Consider the following 18,970-nt stretch of genomic DNA (forward strand, 5'->3'; position numbering starts at 1 on the left):
GCGCTGGTCGCCGCCGCTACCGGTGCCATCACCGAAGAAACAGCGGGGCTGCCGGGGGAGGGGTTCGCGTTCCCCGCGGACCTGATCCGGGGCATGGCCCTGCAGTGGCAGGCGCGCCTCGACCCCGACGGCACCGCCCCGAACGAAGACGTCGCCGAGCCGCGCAGCACCGTCGGGTTCGGCCTGCTCAGGGACGGCCTCTACCCCTTGCGGGGCGCCGTCACGGCCGAGCTGCGCGGCATCATGAACGGCATCTTCGACACCTACCTCTCCGCTCATGCGGCGCCCGCGTTCCCGAGCGCGGAGGAGCAGGCGCTGATGGACTCCGGGGANTGGTGCACGTGAACGCCGTCGACCTCGCCGACGAGCACGGAGTCGGCTGGATCGACGGGGTCGAAGCTCCGGTGTCGATGCGCACCGTGAACCAGCTGATCTGCGCCGGCGGGTACCGCAAGATCGTCTTCGGAGTGAACGGTGAGGTGCTCTACCTGGGCGGCAAGGAAAGATTCTTCAGCCAGGCCCAACGCCGGGCGATCGCCGCCCGGGACGGCGGGTGCATCATCCCGGGCTGCCAGGTCAATGCGGCCTGGGCCGAGGTGCACCACATCATCCCGTGGGTCAACCACGGGCCCACCGACATCAACAACGGGGTGCTGCTGTGCTGGTTCCACCATCACAGCATCGAGACCTCGGGGTGGCTGATCCGCATGGTGCGGGGCAAACCCGAGGTGATGGCACCGGTCTGCTTCGATCCCACCCGTACCTGGGTACCGGGCCAGGACCACCGCGCCCACCGGGCCAGTCAGGCCGGCGGTGCCGGCCGCGGCCGCCGAGCCCGCACCCGAGCCCACCCGCAGGCCACGGGTTCAACGGAATAGGCGCGCCGGCGTGGGTGGATCCTCTCTGTTCGCGCACGGCCGGGCCGGGTGCCCTCGTCCAGCCGGGCGACGTAGGGTTGACGAGTGATAACCCCCGTCATCCGCCCGCGACGGTTGCGCAACTCTCCCGCGCTCCGCCGCCTGGCCACCGAAATCCGTCTGCACCCGTCTGAATTGGTCCTGCCCATGTTCGTGCGGGAGGGGAGCGGCGACGCCGTTCCGATCCAGTCGATGCCCGGGGTGGTGCAGCACACCATCGACAGCGCCCGCCGGGCCGTCACGGAGGCCGCGGCGGCAGGCATCGGCGGCGTGATGCTGTTCGGCGTGCCGTCCGTGCGCGACGCCGTCGGGTCCGGAGCCACCGACCCCGACGGCATCCTCAACGCCGCCACCCGCGCGCTGGCCGACGAGGTCGGCGACGCCCTCTCCGTGCAGACCGACCTGTGCCTGGACGAGTTCACCGACCACGGCCACTGCGGCGTGCTCTCCGTCGACGGCAGCGTCGACAACGACGCCACCCTCGAGCGCTATCGCGAGATGGCGCTCGTGCAGGCCGCCTCAGGGTCTCAGCTGCTCGGGCTCAGCGGCATGATGGACGGCCAGGTGGCCGCCGTGCGCGAGGCGCTCGACCAGAGCGGCTTCGTGAACACGGCCGTGCTCGCCTATTCCGCCAAGTACGCCTCTGCCTTCTACGGCCCCTTCCGCGACGCCGTGGAGTCGACCCTCGAGGGCGACCGGCGCACGTACCAGCTCGACCCGGCCAACCGCCGGGAAGGGGTGCGCGAGGCGCTGCTCGACATCAGCGAGGGTGCGGACATCGTGATGGTGAAGCCGGCCATGAGTTACCTGGACGTTTTGTCCGATGTGGCCGCCGTTAGTGATATTCCGGTCTGGGCATACCAGGTGTCCGGCGAATACGCCATGATCGAGGCCGCCGCGGCCCACGGCTGGATCGACCGCCGCCGGGCCGTCGAGGAGTCCGTCCTCAGCATCCGTCGCGCCGGCGCGGACGCCGTGCTCACCTACTGGGCGGTCGAACTCGCCACCTGGCTGAACGAAAGGCAGGCCCGCTGATGACCCGCAACGACGATCTGTTCGCCCGGGCGCAGCGCGCCATCCCCGGCGGCGTGAACTCGCCTGTACGGGCCTTCCGCTCGGTCGGCGGCACCCCGCTCTTCCTGGTCAAGGCGAAGGGCGCCTACGTCACCGATTCCGACGGGCGCGAGTACGTCGACCTGGTCAGCTCGTGGGGGCCGGCCATCCTCGGCCACGCCCACCCGGACGTGGTGCAGGCCGTGCAGGATGCCGCCGCCCTCGGTCTCTCCTTCGGCGCCTCCACACCGGGCGAGACCGTGCTGGCCGAACTGATCGAGGAGCGCGTCGGCGCCGTCGAGAAGCTGCGCCTGGTGTCCACCGGCACCGAGGCCACCATGACGGCCATCCGCCTGGCCCGCGGTTTCACCGGCCGTGACCTGCTGATCAAGTTCGCCGGCCACTACCACGGCCACTCGGACGGGCTGCTGGCCCAGGCCGGGTCGGGCCTGGCCACCCTGGCGCTGCCCGGGTCCGCCGGAGTGACCGCTGCGACCGCCGCGCAGACCCTCGTGCTGCCCTACAACGACCTCGACGCTCTGCGTGCCGCCTTCGCCGCGCACCCCGGGCGCATCGCCGCCGTGATCACCGAGGCCGCGGCCGCGAACATGGGCGTGGTCGCGCCCGACCCCGGCTTCAACGCCGCCATCACCGAGATCGCGCATGAGAACGGCGCGCTCCTGATCATCGACGAGGTGCTGACCGGCTTCCGGGTCGGCCGCGCGGGCTACTGGGGCCTGGACAACACCGGTCCCGACAACACCGGTCCCGAGGCCGCCCCGACCCGATACACACCCGACCTCTTCACCTTCGGCAAGGTCATCGGCGGCGGCCTCCCGGTCGCGGCCCTCGGCGGCCGGGCCGACGTGATGGACTTCCTCGCGCCGAACGGCCCGGTCTACCAGGCCGGCACCCTCTCCGGGAACCCGGTGGCCGTGGCCGCCGGAATCGCGACCCTCAGCGCCCTGGACGACAGCGTCTACGCGCAGCTCGACGCCACGGCCCTGCTGCTCTCCGAGGCCGTGTCGGCCGCGTTCTCGGCCGAGGGCGTCGCCCACGCAGTGCAACGCGCCGGCAACCTGTTCAGCTTCGTCTTCGGGGACGAGGCCGCGGCCTCCGCACCCCGGGACTACGCGCAGGTGCAGCGGCAGGACGCGTTCCGCTACGGCCCGTTCTTCCACTCCATGCTGGACCAGGGCATCTCCTTGCCGCCGTCGGTGTTCGAGGCCTGGTTCGTCTCCGCGGCCCACGACGAGAGCGCGCTCGGCTGGATCCTCGATGCCCTGCCGACCGCCGCGAAAGCCGCGGCGGCGGCGACCGCCCCGGTGTGAGCATCCGCCCAGGTGTGAGCATCCGCCCAGGGGACGTTATTCCTTTGTGAGGTTGTCGATAAAAGAAATTCCGGCCGGAACAGGCAGACTAGGACGATGGCTTCCCTCCGCGTTCACCCCGACCGGCTCGAGATCCACCTGACGAAGGCGGAGCGCACCATCTCGCTGCGCAAAGAGGACCTCGTGGTGGCGCGCGAGAACATCCGTTCGGTCACGATCACGGATGATCCGTGGATCTGGATCCGCGGCATCCGTGCCCCCGGGCTGGAGGTGCCGCTCCTGCTCGCGGTCGGAACCTGGAAGTTCCACGGCGGCAAGGACTTCCTGGCGATCAAGCGCCGGCGGCCGGCGGTCGTCATCGACCTCGTCGATGAGGACTTCTCCCGCGTGATCCTCACGACCAACCACGCGCCGGACCTGATCGCGTCGCTCAAGCTGTAGCGCCGGCCGCGCCGCTGCGGCCGCGTGCGGCGCCGCGGCTACCGCCGGACGTCGACGACCGTGCGGCCGTGCAGCGTGCCGGCGAGGATGCGCGCGCCCGCGTCGAACGCGGCGTCGAGCGGGACGACCTCGGTCAGGCTGTCGAGCAGCTCCAGGTCGAGGTCGGTGGCGAGGCGCCGCCAGGCCTGCTGGCGCTGGGGCAGCGGGGCCTCGACCGAGTTGACCCCGACGAGGCTGACCGCGCGCAGGATGAACGGCATCACCGTCGCGGGCAGGTCGGCGCCCTGGGCCAGGCCGCACGATGTGACCACGCCGCCGTAGTTGGTCTGGGCGAGGACGTTGGCGAGGGTCGTGCTGCCGACCGAGTCGATGGCGCCGGCCCAGCGCTGGGGCTGCAGCGGTTTGCCGGGCTCGCTGAGCGTGCGGCGGTCGACGAGTTCGGCGGCGCCGAGCCCGCGCAGGTAGTCGCCGAGTTCGTCGATGCGGCCGGTCGAGGCGGTCACCCGGTAGCCCCGGTGGGACAGCAGGGCCACCGCGACGCTGCCGACGCCGCCGCCGGCGCCCGTGACCAGGATGTCGCCGGAGTCGGGGGTGATCCCGCCGCGCTCGAGTGCGAGCACGGAGAGCATCGCCGTGAACCCGGCCGTGCCGATCGCCGCGGCCCGACGGGCGCTGATGCCCTCCGGCCGACGCACCAGCGAGTCGCCGGAGACCCGGGCCCGCTCGGCCAGACCGCCGTGGTGGGTCTCGCTGAGGCCCGCCCCGTTCAGGATGACCTGGTCCCCGGCCTGCCAGCGCGGGTCCTCGCTGTGCAGCACCCGGCCGACCAGGTCGATGCCCGCGATCAGCGGCCAGACGCGCACGACCCCCGGGCGACCGGTCAGGGCCAGGCCGTCCTTGAAGTTGATGCTGGAGTAGTCGACGGCGATGGTGACGTCGCCGTCCATCAGGAAGGCGTCGTCCACCACCCGCAGGGCCGCGGACTGCACCTTCTTGCCCTCATCGTTTTCGGTTCGATCGACGACGATTGCGCGGAACTGTGTCTCGTTACCCATGAGTCGAGCCTACGTGCGTCCGGTCCGGTCGCGGGGAGGTCAGGTGACGTCGCGCTTCCAGCTGACGAAGTAGCCGCCGACGGTGGCCGCGACCGCGTAGGCGAGCAGGACGAGGCCGCCCTGCCACCACTCCAGCATCGCCGTGCTGGTCCCGGTCGGGCTGGCGATGGTGAAGAAACTGGCCCCGACCAGGGCGTCGGAGGCGGCGCCGGGCAGGTAGTTGCCGATGCCCGCCGTTACTTCGGTGAACATCGACGCGAAGCGCAACAGCGGTTCGACGAACTGGGTGAAGGCGAGCACGATCACGACCGCGGCCACCTGGCTGGGCACCAGCACGCCGAGCCCCACGCCGACGCCGGCCCACATCGCCATGGCCAGCACGGTGCGCCCGATCAGCGCCCAGGTGCCGCTGTCGCCGAGCAGCGGGTCGACGCCGAAGGCCCCGATCACGAGTGCGCCCACCCCGACGGATGCCAGCAGCGCCACGACGCCGAAGCCCGCCCCCGCGAGGAACAGGGTCACGGTCTTCGCCCCCAGCACCTGGCCGCGGCGGGGGTTCGCGAGGAACGTGGGCGTCAGGGTCTGGTGCCGGAACTCGCCCGTGGTGGACAGGGCGCCCAGCAGCACCGGGAACACGTAGCCGACGGAGGAGGCGAAGCTGTAGACCAGCGGCGGGAGGCTGCCGAGCGGCGGGGCGCCCTGGCCGCCCGTTCCGGCGGCGTCGGGGCTGATGGCGCCGCTTTCGATTCCGGCGAACAGGGCGGCGAGGCCGCCGGCCAGCAGCGCGATGTAGCCGAACATCACGGCGGCCAGCACCCACCACATCCGTGTGGTCAGTGTCTTGGCGAATTCGGCGCGGATCGCGCGCAGGAAGGGGGTCATGCCGGCTCGCCTCCGGTGCCGTGCGGCTCGGTGTCGTTGGGATTGCTGCCGTGCGGCTTCCCGTCGTGCGGCTGCTCGTCGTTCGGGTGTTCGTCGTGCGGGTGGCCGTGGGCGTTGTCGTTCACCAGGGCGAGGAAGGCGTCTTCGAGCCCCTTCTTCTGGCGGTGCAGGGCGCTGACCTCCACCCCGGCCGTGAAGGCGATGTGACCGATCAGCGCCGGGTCCGGCGCGGCGGCCAGCAGCCCGGTGCGGCCGGTCGTGAACTCGATCCCGGCCCGACCGAGCGCCGCCGCGAGGGCCGCGCGGTCGGGGGAGTCCACGATGATGCGGGGCGCGATCTGCGTTTCGAGGCTGGACAGCGGCCCGCGGTGAACGAGCTCGCCCTGCGCGATGATGATGACGTCATCGACGCTCTGCTGCACCTCCGAGAGCAGGTGGGAGCTCACCAGCACGGTGCGACCCTCGTCGGCCATCGCGCGCAGGAAGCCGCGGATCCATTTGATCCCCTCGGGGTCGAGGCCGTTGATCGGTTCGTCGAGCACCAGCACGCCCGGGTCGCCCAGCAGGGTGAAGGCCAGGCCGAGCCGCTGGCGCATGCCGAGCGAATACCCGCCGACCCGCTGGTCGCCGTGGGCGTCGAGCCCGACGGTGTGCAGCACCTCGTCCACGCGGGCGCGGGGCAGGCCGGCCGCGATCGCGTAAACGGCCAGGTGGTTGCGGGCCGTGCGGCCGGGGTGGAAGCTGGCGGCTTCGAGCGCGGCGCCGACGGTGCGGAGGGGCTGGGGCAGGCTCCGGTAACGGATGCCGCCGATGGTGGCCATTCCCGAGGTGGGGGTGACCAGTCCGAGCAGCACCCGCAGAGTCGTGGTCTTGCCGGCGCCGTTGGGGCCGAGGAAACCCGTGACGCGGCCCGGTTCCACGCTGAACGAGAGATTGTTGACCGCGGTCACCCCGCCGAACCGCTTGGTGACGTGACTGAACTCGATGATCGCGCCGACCGGCATCCGTGGCCCCCTCCATCTGGTGCTGGCCCCAGCCTAGTGAGTGCGCCCCCGTGCCCGCAGTCGCCCGCACCTCCCGCCCTGAACCAATTCGACGGAGATTCTGCTCTAAAAACACGTATCCGGTGTGTTCCGGCCCATTTTCGGCAAAATCTCCGTCGAATTCGTTAGGGGCGCGGGGCGCGGGGGACGACCCGGACGACCCGGACGACCCGGACGACCCGGACGACCCGGACGACCCGGACGACCAGGCCGACAGGCCGACCTCGGCCCGGCCGGTCAGGCCGCGGTGTGAGCGGAGCAGGCCGGGGGGTCGGCCGCGACGCAGGCCGGGCAGACCACGAGCTGTTCCCGGCACGAGGCATCGCGGCAGTTGAGCATGTTCTTGGTCGGCTCGCCGCACACGGTGCAGTGGCCGATCACGGCGACGTGGCCGCTGAAGTCCACGGACATCCGCTGGTCGAAGACGTACAGCGACCCGTTCCAGAGCCCGTCGTCGCCGAACGCCTCGCCGTACCGCACGACGCCGCCGTCGAGCTGGTAGACCTCGCCGAAGCCGCGGTCCTTCATCAGTGAGCTGAGCACCTCACAACGGATGCCTCCGGTGCAGTAGGTGACCACCGGCCGGTCCTTGAGGTGGTCGTATTTGCCGCTCTCGAGCTCGGCCACGAACTCGCGCGTGTTGGCCACGTCCGGCACGATCGCGTTCCTGAACCGGCCGATCTCCGCCTCGAACGCGTTGCGCCCGTCGAAGAAGGCCACGTCATCGCCGCGCTCCTCGACCAGGGCGTGCAGCTCGGCCGGGGACAGTTTCGTGCCGCCGCCGACCACTCCGCCGGCGTCCACCCTCAGCTCCCCGGGGGCGCCGAAGCTCACGATCTCATCGCGCACCTTCACGACCAGCCGGGGGAAGTCGAGGCTCAGGCCGGCCGGGTCGAGCCCGGTGCCCTCGCTCCACTTGACGTCGAGCTGCTTGAACGGGGCGTACTCACGGGTCTTGCGCAGGTAGCGTTTGAGCGCGGGGAGGTCACCGCCGAGGGTGCCGTTCAGGCCGTCCTTCGAGATCAGGATACGACCGCGGAGACCGAGCGATTCGCACAGGTCCCGCTGCCAGAGGCGCACGGCCTCCGGGTCGGAAAGCGGCGTGAAGACGTAGTAGAGCAGAATCTTCGGAATGGCCACGACCCCATTTTACCGAGGTTGACGCACGGTTCTCGCCGCAGGCGCAGCCCGGGCCGGTCGTCTAAACTGCTGCCAACCATAGGAGGCCACATGGCCCTGAACGATCCTCTCGCCCGCTTCGGCGAAGTCCCGCTCTTCACCCTGACCAGCACCGACATGACCGACGGGGCCCCGCTCGCCGCGGCGCAGTTCGGCCTCGGGTCCGGCGGCCGGAACGTGTCGCCGCAGCTGTCCTGGTCGGGGTTCCCGGCCGGCACGAAGAGCTTCGCCGTGACCGTGTACGACCCCGACGCGCCGACCGGTTCCGGGTACTGGCACTGGGCGGCCTTCAACCTGCCGGCGACGTGCACCTCCCTCCCGGCCGGGGCCGGAGCGCCCGGCGGGCGTCTGCTGCCCCCCGGCGCGGTCATCCTGCCCAATGAGGCACGCCAGCCGGCCTTCGTCGGCGCGGGACCGCCGGCCGGCACCGGCACCCACCGGTACCAGTTCATCGTGCACGCGGTCGACGTGGCGAGACTCGAGGTCGACCCGGACTCGACCCCGGCCGTGCTCGGATTCAACCTGCACTTCCACACGCTGGGCCGCGCCGTGCTCGAGGCGACGGGCGCTTTCGGAGGGGCTGCCGCTGACGGGGAGCGCCACTAGGCCTGCCCCGGCCAGGTGGGCAGCTGCCCAGCTGCTCAACCGCTCAGCTGCGTGCCCATTCAGGCGGCGGCGTGCCCGCTCAGGCGGCGTCGAGCGTCGCCGACTCCTCTGCCGTGAGCGTGAACTCGGTCGCCTGAACCGAGTCCCGGATGCTTTCCGGGCGGGAGGCGCCCGGGATCGGGATCACGTGCGGCGACTCCGACAGGTGCCAGGCGAGGCAGGCCACCTGCGGGCTCACGCCGCGTGCGGCCGCGACGGACGCGAACGCCGGGAACCGGTCGCCGAGTGACGCGGCAGACAGGATGCCGCCGAGCGGGCGCCAGGGCAGGAACGCGATGCCGAGCTCGTCGCAGAGGCGCAGCTCGGGCTCGCTGCTGCGGAACGCCGGGGAGAACTGGTTCTGCACGGATGCCAGCCGGCCGCCCAGGATCTCCCGGGCCAGCAGGATCTGCTCCGGGTTCGCATTGGAGATTCCGGCCAGCTCAATGGTGCCGGCGTCGAGCAGCTCGCGCAGGGCCCCGATCGAGTCGGCGTACGGCACGGCCGGGTCGGGCCGGTGGAACTGGTAGAGCCCGATCGCGTCGCCGCCGAGGCGTTTCAGCGACGCTTCGGCGGCCCGCTTCAGGTGCTCGGGTCGGCCGTCGATCGTCCAGGTGCCGTCTCCCGGCCGGAGGTGCCCGCCCTTCGTCGCCACGAGCACGGTCGACGTGTCGCCGCCCCACGACGCGATCGCTCCGGCGATGAGGGTTTCGTTGTGGCCGACCTCGTCACTGTGCAGGTGGTACGAATCCGCCGTGTCGAAGAGGGTCACGCCGGCCTCGAGGGCGGCATGGATCGTGGCCACGGAGCGTGCGGAATCCGGTCGCCCCTCGATCGACATCGGCATGCCGCCGAGTCCGATGGCGCTGACCTCGCGGTGGGCGATGAGCCTGGTCTTCATGAGTCCTTCAATCCCCGGGCGAAGCCGGTGTCTGGCCGTGCGGCCGCACGGAGTGTGCGGCCGCACTGAGAGTGTCGAGTGTGCGTTCCGGTGTCACCAGGCGTAGTGCTCCGGCGCCGGCTTTCGGCCGGGAAAGATCTCGTCCAGCCGGGCGAGGGCTTCGGCGTCGAGGGACACCGTGAGCGCGCGCACCGCGGCATCCAACTGGTCCAGGGTGCGGGGGCCCACGATCGGGGCGGTGACCGCCGGCTGGTGCAGCAACCAGGCCAGTCCGACGTCGCCCGGCTGATGACCGAGCTCCGCGCAGAAGTCCTCGTACTGCCCGATCGCGGGGCGGTTCTTCTCGAGCAGCTCGGCGACCTTGCCCTCGAGGCGACGCTTGCCCTCCCGCTCGTTGCGGAGCACCCCGCCGAGCAGCCCGCCCTGCAGCGGCGACCAGGGGATGATTCCCAGGCCGTTGCTGACGGCGGCGGGAATGACCTCGAGCTCGATGTCGCGAGTCAGCAGGTTGTAGATCGACTGCTCGCTGACCAGGCCGGTGAAGTTGCGCCGCTTCGCCTCCGCCTGGGCGGTGGCGATGTGCCAGCCGGCGAAGTTGCTGCTGCCGGCGTAGAGGATCTTGCCCTGCGCGACGGCCGTCTCCATCGCCTGCCAGATCTCATCCCACGGGGTGTTCCGGTCGACGTGGTGGAACTGGTAGACGTCGATGTAGTCCGTCTGCAACCGGGTCAGGCTGGCGTCGAGAGCGCGCCTGATGTTGAGCGCCGAGAGCTTGCCCTCGTTGGGCAGCCCGCTCATGTCGCCGTAGAGCTTGGTCGCGAGCACGGTTCCCTCCCGGCGCGCACCGCCCTGTGCGAACCAGTTGCCGATGATCTTCTCGGTGCCGCCCTTGCCGGTGCTGTCGCCGTAGACGTTCGCGGTGTCGACGTAGTTGATGCCGTAGCCGCGGGCCGAGTCCATGATCGCGTGGGCGTCGGCCTCCGGGGCCCAGTGGCCGAAGTTCATGGTGCCGAGGCAGAGGCGGGATACCTCCAGGCCGGAACGGCCGAGATGTGTGTAGTCCATGACCCCAGCATCCTCCCGCGGCGGTGACAACGGCAACTGAGGCGCTCTCAGCTTGCATGCGGTCGGGCGGCCTGGAGTCGGTTCGTGATCCAGACGCACCGCTCCCTCGCATGACCGACACCCGTTCCGTAACCGGCACCGACGCTCTTCCCGCATCCGGCACGACGCACCGATTGCCGCAGAAGACGAAACCGCAGAAGACGAAACCGCACCGGGAAACGGCGCTGTCCCGCGTCCCCGTCTGGGCCTGGCGGGCACTGATGCACCGGGTCTCGGCCGGCGAGTTGCACAAGTTCAATGCCGAGCCCATCGACACCGTCGACTACCACTTCGACCGTGACTACGTGGGCGACGGCATCCGTGACCACATGCTGGACGTGCTCGTGCTGCACGATGCCCCGGGGCCGCTGCCGGTCTACGTCTACTTCCACGGCGGCGGCTGGACCTCGGGTGACAAGGCTCCGCTGACGAAATACTGCGCCAGCCAGCCAGCCAGCCAGCCAGCCAGCCAGCCAGCCAGCCAGCCAGCCAGCCAGCCAGCCAGCCAGCCAGCCAGCCAGCCAGCCAGCCAGGCCGCCGACGGAATGGTCGTCGTCAACGCGAACTACCGCATGGCCACGCGTTTTCAGCTCAAGCACATGCTCCGTGACGGGAACGCGGTGCTCGACGGGGTGGCCCGGCACATCGAGGATTTCGGAGGCGACCCGACCCGGATCGTGCTCGGCGGCGATTCCGCCGGCGGCCACATCGCCGCGCTCCTGGCGGCTTCGGCGTACGAGCCGGCGCTGGCCGCGTACTACGACGTCGAGCCAGGGGTGGAGCCCGCACACCTGCGCGGCCTGGTGCAGCACTGCAGCATCGCGGACGTGTCCGTCATGTTCGAGCGCGGCTTCGTCCTGAGCCTCAATTTTCTGCGGATGCTGCTGCCCGAGCGCGGCCGCGGCGTCGTGCTCCGCACCGCCGCCCGGTTCATGTCGCCGATCGAGTGGCTCGACAGCGGGTTCCCGCCCGTGTTCGTGACCACCTCGGAGCGCGACTACTTCTACCGGGCGAACCTCAATTTCATCGCGGCCCTCCGCCGCCGGTCGATCCAGGTGGACACCCTGATCTACGACCGCAAGCAGGCGAACACGCACCACACCTGGCAGCAGGATGCCGCCCATCCCGAATCGCAGGAGGTTTACCGCCGGCTGGGGGCTTTCGTGCGCCGGGTGGCCTCAATTCCGGCCGCGGCCCTCGCCGTGGCATCCGTGCCCGTCGCATCCGTGCCCGCTGCCGCCCTGCCCGCCGCCGCCAGCCCTGCTCGGCGAGAGTGCCCGTTCCGGTCGAGAGTGACCCGCGCAACGGGCACTCTCGACCGGAACGGGCACTGCGGGTGGGCTTTCAGCTGCTGGCGCCGGTGGCGGCGAGCACGCCGCCGAGGCCGACCATCATCACGCCGCCCGTGGCGGAGAGGTGTTCCATCCGGCGGGGCGACTTGGCGAACCAGTCGCGCGCCGACCCGGCGGCCAGGGCCCACGTGCTGTCGCCGAGCAGGGCCAGCACGACGAACACGATTCCGAGGCTCATCAGCTGCATCGGCACCGCCCCGGCCGAGTAGTCCACGAACTGGGGCAGCACGGCCACGAAGAACACGATCGACTTCGGGTTGCTGATGCCGACGACCGAGCCCTCGGCCAAGAGCCGCCACTTTGACTTCGCGGCCGTGCTCACCGCGATGCTCCCGGCCGCCGTGCGCCGGTGCCGGATGGCCTGCACGCCCAGATAGACGATGTACGCCGCCCCGGCGAACTTGACCACGGTGAAGACCAGCACCGACTCGGTCACGATGGCCCCGAGGCCGAGCGCCACGGCCGCGATCACGGGCAGCATCCCGAGCGCGTTTCCGACCACGCTGAGGAACCCGCCCAGTCGGCCGAGCGCGAGCGAGCGCCCGATCACGAACAGCACGGTGGGGCCGGGCAGAGCGATCAGGGCGACGGAGGCCAGCGCGAACGTGAGCAGGTTGGGCAACGGAACCATAGACGAATGTTAACCCCCCGGCCGGCCCGGCAGCATCCGCTGTGGCAATCGTGCAGGTTCCGGGCCTGTTGTGACGGATGATTGTGGCCCTCAACAGCAAATGCGCGCCCCGCACCGGGCTCGCCCTAGTATCGACGGGTGCATATGCTCTGGCGAACTCTCCTCCACAGTCTGGTCTCCCGCTTCGGCCCGAGGCTCGGCCACTACGACGTGGCCCGCACCCGATTCATCACCCTGCCGACCGACCAGGACATCCTGCGGCACATGAACAACGGCGTGTACCTGTCGATCATGGACATCGCCCGGTTCGACCTGCTGCATCGCACCGGGATCTGGGCGATCTTCCTGAAGCGCGGCTGGTACCCGGTCGTCGTTTCCGAGACGATCAGCTTTCGCAAGTCGCTGACCCTCGGCCAGAAGTTCACGGTGGAATCGCGCATCCTCGGCTTCGACGCCAAGGCCGTCTACGTGGAGCAGCGGTTCGTGCGGCCCGGCGCCGACGGCAGCCCCGAGGTGTACGCGCAGGGCTTCATCCGGGGCCGGTTCCTGAAGCGCACCGGCGGCGTCGTGACCATCGACGAACTGGTCGAGGCCGTCGGCACGGTCCCGGAGGACCTGTCCGTGCCCGCCTGGCTGCTGGACTGGAGCACGGATGTCGCGATGCCGGCCACCCGCGCCCCGGCCCCCAGCGTCTGGGCCTGACCTTCCGCGTCTGAATCTGGCCTTGCGGCCCGGGTCAGCGCGCCCGGGTCAGGACGCCTGCTCGGACGCCTTCCGGGGAACGATGAGCTCCCGGTAGTGCTCCGCATAGTGCGCGTAGCGCGCCCGGTGCGGCATCGGCTTGCCCGCGCGCGACGCCACGAGCCGGTCGAGGTAGTAGTCCCAGTGCGGTCCGACGTCGATCGCCTCCGCGGGGGAGTGCAGGCGCTGGCCGAAGGTCAGCGTGGTCATGCCGGCGCTGTTGACCAGGTGCAGGATCAGGTGGCGGGCGGCGTCGCCGTCGCCGATTTCGACGGTGAACCGCTTCGGCGGGATGCACTGGCGGATGCTGACGTACTCCCACTCGGCATCGGGCTCGTCCAGCCGGAACTTCACGGCGCCCGTTTCGGGCGAGCCGGTGAAGGTCCCGATCCAGGCGGAGAGAGTGCCCGGGCGGCTCAGGCTCGCCCAGACGTCGTCGATGGGGGAATTGAACAGCCGGTCGAACATGAGATACAGGCCGTCCTCGCGATGGGCGAAACGTCCGGTGTGCCTGGCTGTCATGGAAACCTCCGCGATGAGTGGAACACGTGCCTTCCTGTCAGGTTAAGCCCCTTTGGGCCCCGCCGCCACCGGGCACGCCGCCACCCGGCGGAGCGCCCGGTGCACCGAGGGTGGGCCGGCCTCCGGGCGGCCCGCTCACTCCTCCAGCACGGCCATGGCCGCGTTGTGCCCGCCGATCCCGCTGACGCCGCCGCCGCGGCGCGCGCCGGCCCCGCAGATCAGGATCCGCGGGTGCTCCGTGGCCACGCCCCAGCGCTCGGCCGCGGTGTCCCGCGGCGCGTCGTCCTCGAGGAACGGCCAGTCCAGGGGGCCGTGGAAGATGTTGCCGCCGGTGAGGTTGAGGGCGTGCTCCAGGTCGAGGGTGGTCTTCGTTTCGATGCAGGGTCGGCCCGCGGCATCCGTCAGCAGCAGGCCCTCGATCGGTTCGGCGAGCACGGAGTTGAGGGATTCGAGCACGGCCGCCTGCAGCCGCGCCCGGGTCTCGTCGTTGTTCTCCTCGGTGAGCCAGCGGTGCGGGGTGTGCAGCCCGAAGACCGTGAGGGTCTGCGCCCCGGCCGCCACGAGCTCGGGTGAGAGGATGCTCGGGTCGGTGAGCGAGTGGCAGTAGATCTCGCAGGGGAGCAGGTCGGGGATCTCGCCGCGCACGGCTTCGTCGTAGGCGCGCTCCAGCTGGCTGAAGGTCTCGTTGATGTGGAAGGTTCCGCCGAACGCGGCCTCGGGTGTAACGGATGCATCGCGCAGCTGCGGCAGCCGCTCGAGCAGGAGGTTCACCTTGACCTGCGCGCCCTCCGGCCGGGTGTCGGACCGGCCGGGCTCCGGATGTTCTCCGGTGTCCGCGCCGAGCAGCCCCCGCAGTACCCAGGGGGAGACGTTGGCGAGGATCCGGCGGCCCGCGGCAACCTGATCCGTTCCGCCGTGGCGGTAACGAACCTCGCCGGCCGGGTCGACGGCGGTGACCTCGGCCCCGGTCAGGATCCGGGCGCCGGCCTGTCGGGCCGCTTTCTCCAGGGCTCCGGAGACGGCGCCCATGCCGCCGATCGGCACGTCCCAGTCGCCGGTCTCGTTGCCGATGACGTGGTACAGGAAGCACCGGTTCGCGTCGAGGTCCGCGTCCTGCAGCGAGGTGAAGGTGCCGATCAGGCCGTCGGTGGCGACGACGCCCCGCACGAGGTCGTGGCCGAACCGGGCGGTGATGGCCTCGGCCAGCGGTTGCTCGAAGAACTGGCCCCAGATCGCCTCGTCGCCGACCAGGCGCCGGGCCTCCGAGCGGGTGGGCAGCGGTTCGCAGACCGTGGGGAAGAGTGCGCGGGCGACGTGCTCGGTGTCGCGGTAGAAGGAGCCCCACTCGGCGAAGTCGGCGGCGGCGCCGACCCGGTCGAAGCTGGCCTGGGTGGCCGGCGCGTCGCCGCGGTCGACCAGGAGGCCTCCGGTCAGGTCGCACGGGTTGGGCGTGTAGGAGGAGTAGCGGCGCCGGGCGAGTGCGATCTCGAGGCCGAGCTCGTCGATGATGCGCTGCGGCAGCAGGCTGACCAGGTAGGAGTAGCGGGAGAGCCGGGCGTCGACGCCGGGGAAGGCCTCGGCCGAGATGGCGGCGCCGCCGACCTGCTCATCGCGTTCGAGCAGCAGCACCTTCTTGCCGGCCTGGGCCAGGTAGGCCGCGGCGGTCAGGCCGTTGTGCCCGCCGCCGATGATCACAACGTCGTGAGTGGTTTCCATGCCACGAGACTAGCCGGGACCCGGCGCGGTGCCGGTGCTGGGTGCTGAGTGCGTGGTGAACCAATTCGACGGAGATTCTGGCCGAAACGGGCCCAGAATACCGGAATCCCGCTTTTTAGAGCAGGATCTCCGTCGAATTGGTTCGCGGCGGGCGGCGGGCTAGTAGCCGATGCTCGCGCGCTGGAGCGTTCCGATCTTCGTGCCCTGGGCATCCTGAACGGTCATCGTCGACCCGGCCACGGTGGCCGACTTCGCCTGGCTCAGCCAGGTGTCGACGCCCTCGCAGGCCATCAGCGTCGAGGCGAACGTGCCGAACTCGACGGTGTCGCCCGTGAGCGACCAGGTGCCGATCAGCCGGTTGCAGTCGTCCGAGCCGGCCACGGACTTGTCGTCCTTCAGCTCGAGGCCGGGCTTGCCCTGCGTGTTCGGGCTGCCCCACACCCCGGTCACGTCGCTCGTGCTCGTTCCGGCGCTCGAGGCGCAGCCGCCGAGGCCCAGCACGAGGGCCGCTGCCGCCGCGACGGCGATCAGCCCGATGGTCTTCTTCATGCGCATATTCAAAGCCGAAACCCGGTTGCCGTCAACCACCCGTGGCCGTCAACCGCCCGGCGTCGGCACGGCGACCAGCGCGACGGCGCGGCCCAGGGCCTCCCGCACCGCGAGGACCCCCGGCCGGCTCGCGCTCGATCGCCGGGCGGCCGTGAACACCGTGCGCTGGGGCAGCCCGGGCAGGTCGACCAGCCGCAGGGTGGTCGCCGAACCGGCCCAGACCAGGTCGGGCAGGATGCCGACGGCGTTCCCGGACTCGATCAGGCGGATGTGCGCGATCAGGTCGGCCGTCTCGAATCGCACATCGGGCTCGAAACCCGCCGACCGGCACAACTGCGTCGCCCACTGGCGGGAGGCGGTCCCCTCCGGCTCCATCACCCAGGGCAGGGTCGCCGCGTCCTCCAGCGCCGCCGCCGCGTGGCGCCCGTCCCTGGCGTGCGGCACGGCGAGGCGGAGCGCGTCCGAGGCCAGGTTGACCCGGTCCAGGTCCGGCCGGTGCGCCCGGGTGTGCCCCGGGTACTGCTCGGCGATGACCAGGTCGAAGTCCCGCGCGGACACCTCGAACAGGCCGGCCTCCGGCTCGCGTTCGGTGATCTCCACCCGGAGGTCGGGGAACTCCTCCGCCAGCAGGGTGAGCGCCTGCGGGATGACGGCGTGCGCCGCCGACTGGAAGACGGCCACCCGCACCGTGCCGGACACGGTGGTCAGCGACGCGGTCATGTCCGCCTCGGCCACCTCGAGCCGCTCCAGCAGGTGCGTCGTGTGCTCGACCAGGATCTCGGCCTGCGGGGTGAGCCGCACCCTCCGCCCGACCCGCTGCAGCAGCTCGACGCCGGCCTCCTTCTCCAGCAGGGCGAGCTGTTGCGACACCGCCGACGGGCTGTAGGAGAGGGCTTCGGCGACCCCGGCCAGGGTGCCCCGGATCTTCAACTCCCGCAGCAGGCGCAACCGCTTGACATCCAGCATCCGTCTGCCCTTCGCTCGAACCGGCCACCCCGGTCGATTCATCAATAATTCTAATCAATATCGATTAGGAAGAGTCGCTTTTGCTAATCGGATGGCGGCCTCAGACTGTGGAGAGATTCCCCTGCCCGCTCGCCCAGCGACCGCGAGCCGGAGAGATCCGCCGCGAACGAAAGGCTAGCCTCGTGACCATGACCAACCCCACGCCATCCGTGCAGCAAGATTTCAGCGGCGAGGTCGTCGTGCTGGTGCAGAAGTGGCTCGCCGAGAGCGCCACCATCCCCGCCGACGTGTCGGCCGAACGCCTCGCCGGGGTGCTAAAGGACCCGAACGGGCTGGACTTCACCGTGGGCTTCGTCGACGGCGTCATGCGCCCCGAAGACCTCATGGTCGCCGGCTACAACCTGCAGAAAATCGCCCGCAAGGCGCCCGGATTCCTGCCCTCCTACATGCGCGGCGCCATCGGGCTCGGCGGCGTGCTCGGCCCGGTGCTGCCCTGGGTCGTCATCCCGGCCGCGCGCAAGGTGCTGCGCCAGATGGTCGGGCACCTCGTCGTCGACGCCACGCCGGACAAGCTCGGCCCCGCGATCCGGCACCTGCGCGAGTCGGGCAACCGGCTCAACATCAACCTGCTCGGCGAGGCCGTGCTGGGCGAGAAGGAGGCCCTCCGCCGCCTCGAGGGCACCCGCGCCCTGCTCGCCCGCGACGACGTCGACTACGTCTCGATCAAGGTCTCCTCCATCGCCAGCCAGCTCTCGATGTGGTCGTTCGACGAGGCCGTCGACCGGGTCGTCGAGCGGCTCACCCCGCTCTACGAGCTCGCGGCCGCGTCGCCCGCCCCCAAGTTCATCAACCTGGACATGGAGGAGTACCGCGACCTCGACCTCACCATCGCGGTGTTCGAACGCATCCTCGACCAGCCCCAGCTGCTGCACCTGGAGGCCGGCATCGTGCTGCAGGCCTACCTGCCCGACGCGCTCGGCGCGCTGCAGGGACTCACGCACTGGTCCCAGGGCCGGCGAGCCGCCGGCGGCGCACCGATCAAGGTGCGCATCGTCAAAGGCGCCAACCTGGCCATGGAACACGTCGACTCGGCCGTGCACGACTGGCCGCTGGCGACCTACTCCACCAAGCAGGACAGCGACACGAACTACAAGCGCGTGCTCAGCTGGGCCCTCACACCGCAGAACACGGATGCCGTCAAGATCGGCGTCGCCGGCCACAACCTCTTCGACGTGGCCTGGTCCCACCTCCTCGCCAAGAAGCGCGGCGTCGACGACCGGGTCGAGTTCGAGATGCTGCTGGGCATGGCCACCAGCCAGGCGGAGGCCGTCAGCCGGGACGTCGGGCGCCTCCTGCTCTATACGCCGGTCGTCAACCCGGCCGAATTCGACGTGGCGATCAGCTACCTGATCCGCCGCCTCGAAGAGAACGCCAGCCAGGACAACTTCATGTCGGCCGTGTTCGAACTCACCAGCTCCCCGGCCCTGTTCGAGCGGGAGAAGCAGCGCTTCCTCGCCTCCCTCGAGGCCCTCGACGCCGAGGTGCCGCGGCCCAACCGCCGGCAGGACCGCTCGGCCGTCGACCAGCTCGAAGCCCCCGAGCACGGCGACGTGCAAGCCGGCGAGGAGGAGCCCGACGAGGGCCTCACCGCAGCCGTCCTCGGGCTCACCCGCGGCTCGCTCGGCTCGTTCGGCCTGCTCACTGCGCCCGGTGCACCTGGTGCGCCCGGAGCCTCGAGCTTCCACAACGAACCCGATACCGACCCCTCCCTGCCCGCGAACCGGGCCTGGGGCCGTCGCATCCTGAACCAGGTCGAGACCTCCCGGCTCGGGCTGGACACCATCGCCGCCGCGCGCGTGAGCGACGCCGCCCAGCTGGAGCGCCTGATCGAGACCGCGGCCGCCGGCGGCGCCGCCTGGGGCCAGCGCCCCGGCGCCGAGCG

At 70.7% G+C, this 18,970-nt stretch carries 18 protein-coding genes and 1 pseudogene; 8 read left to right on the plus strand and 11 right to left on the minus strand.

Annotation, left to right across the window (positions count from 1 at the left end; genetic code table 11):
• Nucleotides 1–341 precede the first annotated feature (341 nt).
• From E3T37_RS11905 to E3T37_RS11920, 4 genes are all read left to right on the plus strand, one after another.
• Nucleotides 342–878 carry an HNH endonuclease signature motif containing protein gene (locus E3T37_RS11905; RefSeq protein WP_166806100.1) on the plus strand — a complete coding sequence of 179 codons (537 nt, stop codon included), beginning with the start codon at nucleotides 342–344 and terminating at the stop codon, nucleotides 876–878.
• A gap of 87 nt (nucleotides 879–965) precedes the next feature.
• Nucleotides 966–1,952 carry a porphobilinogen synthase gene (hemB, locus tag E3T37_RS11910; protein WP_370261560.1) on the plus strand — a complete coding sequence of 329 codons (987 nt, stop codon included), beginning with the start codon at nucleotides 966–968 and terminating at the stop codon, nucleotides 1,950–1,952.
• A complete protein-coding gene (gene hemL / locus E3T37_RS11915) occupies nucleotides 1,952–3,301 on the plus strand; it encodes a glutamate-1-semialdehyde 2,1-aminomutase (protein WP_134367058.1) in 1,350 nt (449 codons plus the stop codon). The genes hemB and hemL overlap by 1 nt, the downstream gene beginning before the upstream one ends.
• 96 nt (nucleotides 3,302–3,397) lie before the next feature.
• Entirely contained in the window at nucleotides 3,398–3,742 is a 345-nt protein-coding gene (locus tag E3T37_RS11920) for a hypothetical protein (protein WP_134367060.1), read from the plus strand.
• Between the two features lie 38 nt (nucleotides 3,743–3,780).
• Here E3T37_RS11920 and E3T37_RS11925 read toward each other — a convergent pair whose 3' ends face one another.
• From E3T37_RS11925 to E3T37_RS11945, 4 genes are all read right to left on the minus strand, one after another.
• Nucleotides 3,781–4,797 carry an MDR family oxidoreductase gene (locus E3T37_RS11925; RefSeq protein WP_134367062.1) on the minus strand — a complete coding sequence of 339 codons (1,017 nt, stop codon included), beginning with the start codon at nucleotides 4,795–4,797 and terminating at the stop codon, nucleotides 3,781–3,783.
• Nucleotides 4,798–4,836: 39 nt separating this feature from the next.
• On the minus strand, nucleotides 4,837–5,679 hold the full coding sequence (locus E3T37_RS11930) for an ABC transporter permease (RefSeq protein WP_134367064.1): 843 nt from the start codon (nucleotides 5,677–5,679) through the stop codon (nucleotides 4,837–4,839).
• The gene (locus E3T37_RS11935) at nucleotides 5,676–6,683 is read right to left on the minus strand and encodes an ABC transporter ATP-binding protein (RefSeq protein WP_134367066.1); all 1,008 of its coding nucleotides are present in this window, start codon (nucleotides 6,681–6,683) and stop codon (nucleotides 5,676–5,678) included. Before E3T37_RS11935 ends, E3T37_RS11930 begins: the two co-directional genes overlap by 4 nt.
• 276 nt (nucleotides 6,684–6,959) lie before the next feature.
• Nucleotides 6,960–7,862 (minus strand): rhodanese-related sulfurtransferase, encoded by a 903-nt coding sequence (locus tag E3T37_RS11945; RefSeq protein WP_134367070.1) that lies wholly within the window; start codon nucleotides 7,860–7,862, stop codon nucleotides 6,960–6,962.
• Nucleotides 7,863–7,952: 90 nt separating this feature from the next.
• On the opposite strand from E3T37_RS11945, the gene E3T37_RS11950 reads away from it, so the two are divergent.
• Complete coding sequence (locus E3T37_RS11950) at nucleotides 7,953–8,507, plus strand: YbhB/YbcL family Raf kinase inhibitor-like protein (protein WP_134367072.1); 555 nt, start codon at nucleotides 7,953–7,955, stop codon at nucleotides 8,505–8,507.
• Between the two features lie 79 nt (nucleotides 8,508–8,586).
• Here E3T37_RS11950 and E3T37_RS11955 read toward each other — a convergent pair whose 3' ends face one another.
• Complete coding sequence (locus E3T37_RS11955) at nucleotides 8,587–9,447, minus strand: aldo/keto reductase (RefSeq protein WP_134367074.1); 861 nt, start codon at nucleotides 9,445–9,447, stop codon at nucleotides 8,587–8,589.
• A 93-nt stretch (nucleotides 9,448–9,540) separates the two neighbouring features.
• A complete protein-coding gene (locus E3T37_RS11960) occupies nucleotides 9,541–10,512 on the minus strand; it encodes an aldo/keto reductase (RefSeq protein WP_134367084.1) in 972 nt (323 codons plus the stop codon).
• 368 nt (nucleotides 10,513–10,880) lie between these two features.
• On the opposite strand from E3T37_RS11960, the pseudogene E3T37_RS11965 reads away from it, so the two are divergent.
• Nucleotides 10,881–11,567 (plus strand): annotated as a pseudogene (locus E3T37_RS11965) (alpha/beta hydrolase); the annotation flags it as partial.
• A gap of 328 nt (nucleotides 11,568–11,895) precedes the next feature.
• On the opposite strand, the gene E3T37_RS11970 reads toward E3T37_RS11965, so the two are convergent.
• Nucleotides 11,896–12,534, minus strand: coding sequence for a LysE family translocator (locus E3T37_RS11970; RefSeq protein WP_134367086.1), 639 nt, complete (start codon nucleotides 12,532–12,534; stop codon nucleotides 11,896–11,898).
• A gap of 138 nt (nucleotides 12,535–12,672) precedes the next feature.
• Here E3T37_RS11970 and E3T37_RS11975 point away from each other — a divergent pair, with 138 nt between their 5' ends.
• Nucleotides 12,673–13,236 (plus strand): thioesterase family protein, encoded by a 564-nt coding sequence (locus tag E3T37_RS11975; RefSeq protein ID WP_241975791.1) that lies wholly within the window; start codon nucleotides 12,673–12,675, stop codon nucleotides 13,234–13,236.
• A gap of 48 nt (nucleotides 13,237–13,284) precedes the next feature.
• Here the strand turns inward: E3T37_RS11975 and E3T37_RS11980 are convergent, their stop codons facing one another.
• The 4 genes from E3T37_RS11980 to E3T37_RS11995 all read right to left on the minus strand — a co-directional run bounded on the left by E3T37_RS11980 (nucleotide 13,285) and on the right by E3T37_RS11995 (nucleotide 17,028).
• Entirely contained in the window at nucleotides 13,285–13,797 is a 513-nt protein-coding gene (locus E3T37_RS11980) for an SRPBCC domain-containing protein (RefSeq protein WP_134367088.1), read from the minus strand.
• Between the two features lie 135 nt (nucleotides 13,798–13,932).
• On the minus strand, nucleotides 13,933–15,513 hold the full coding sequence (locus E3T37_RS11985) for an NAD(P)/FAD-dependent oxidoreductase (RefSeq protein WP_134367090.1): 1,581 nt from the start codon (nucleotides 15,511–15,513) through the stop codon (nucleotides 13,933–13,935).
• Between the two features lie 159 nt (nucleotides 15,514–15,672).
• Nucleotides 15,673–16,062 carry an META domain-containing protein gene (locus E3T37_RS11990; protein ID WP_241994566.1) on the minus strand — a complete coding sequence of 130 codons (390 nt, stop codon included), beginning with the start codon at nucleotides 16,060–16,062 and terminating at the stop codon, nucleotides 15,673–15,675.
• 48 nt (nucleotides 16,063–16,110) lie between these two features.
• Entirely contained in the window at nucleotides 16,111–17,028 is a 918-nt protein-coding gene (locus E3T37_RS11995) for a LysR family transcriptional regulator (RefSeq protein ID WP_134367092.1), read from the minus strand.
• A 188-nt stretch (nucleotides 17,029–17,216) separates the two neighbouring features.
• Here E3T37_RS11995 and E3T37_RS12000 point away from each other — a divergent pair.
• On the plus strand, nucleotides 17,217–18,970 hold a 1,754-nt coding region (locus tag E3T37_RS12000), incomplete at its 3' end, for a proline dehydrogenase family protein (RefSeq protein ID WP_174844100.1).

The organism is Cryobacterium sp. TMT2-10, assembly GCF_004403075.1.
Classification (GTDB): Bacteria; Actinomycetota; Actinomycetes; order Actinomycetales; family Microbacteriaceae; genus Cryobacterium; species Cryobacterium shii.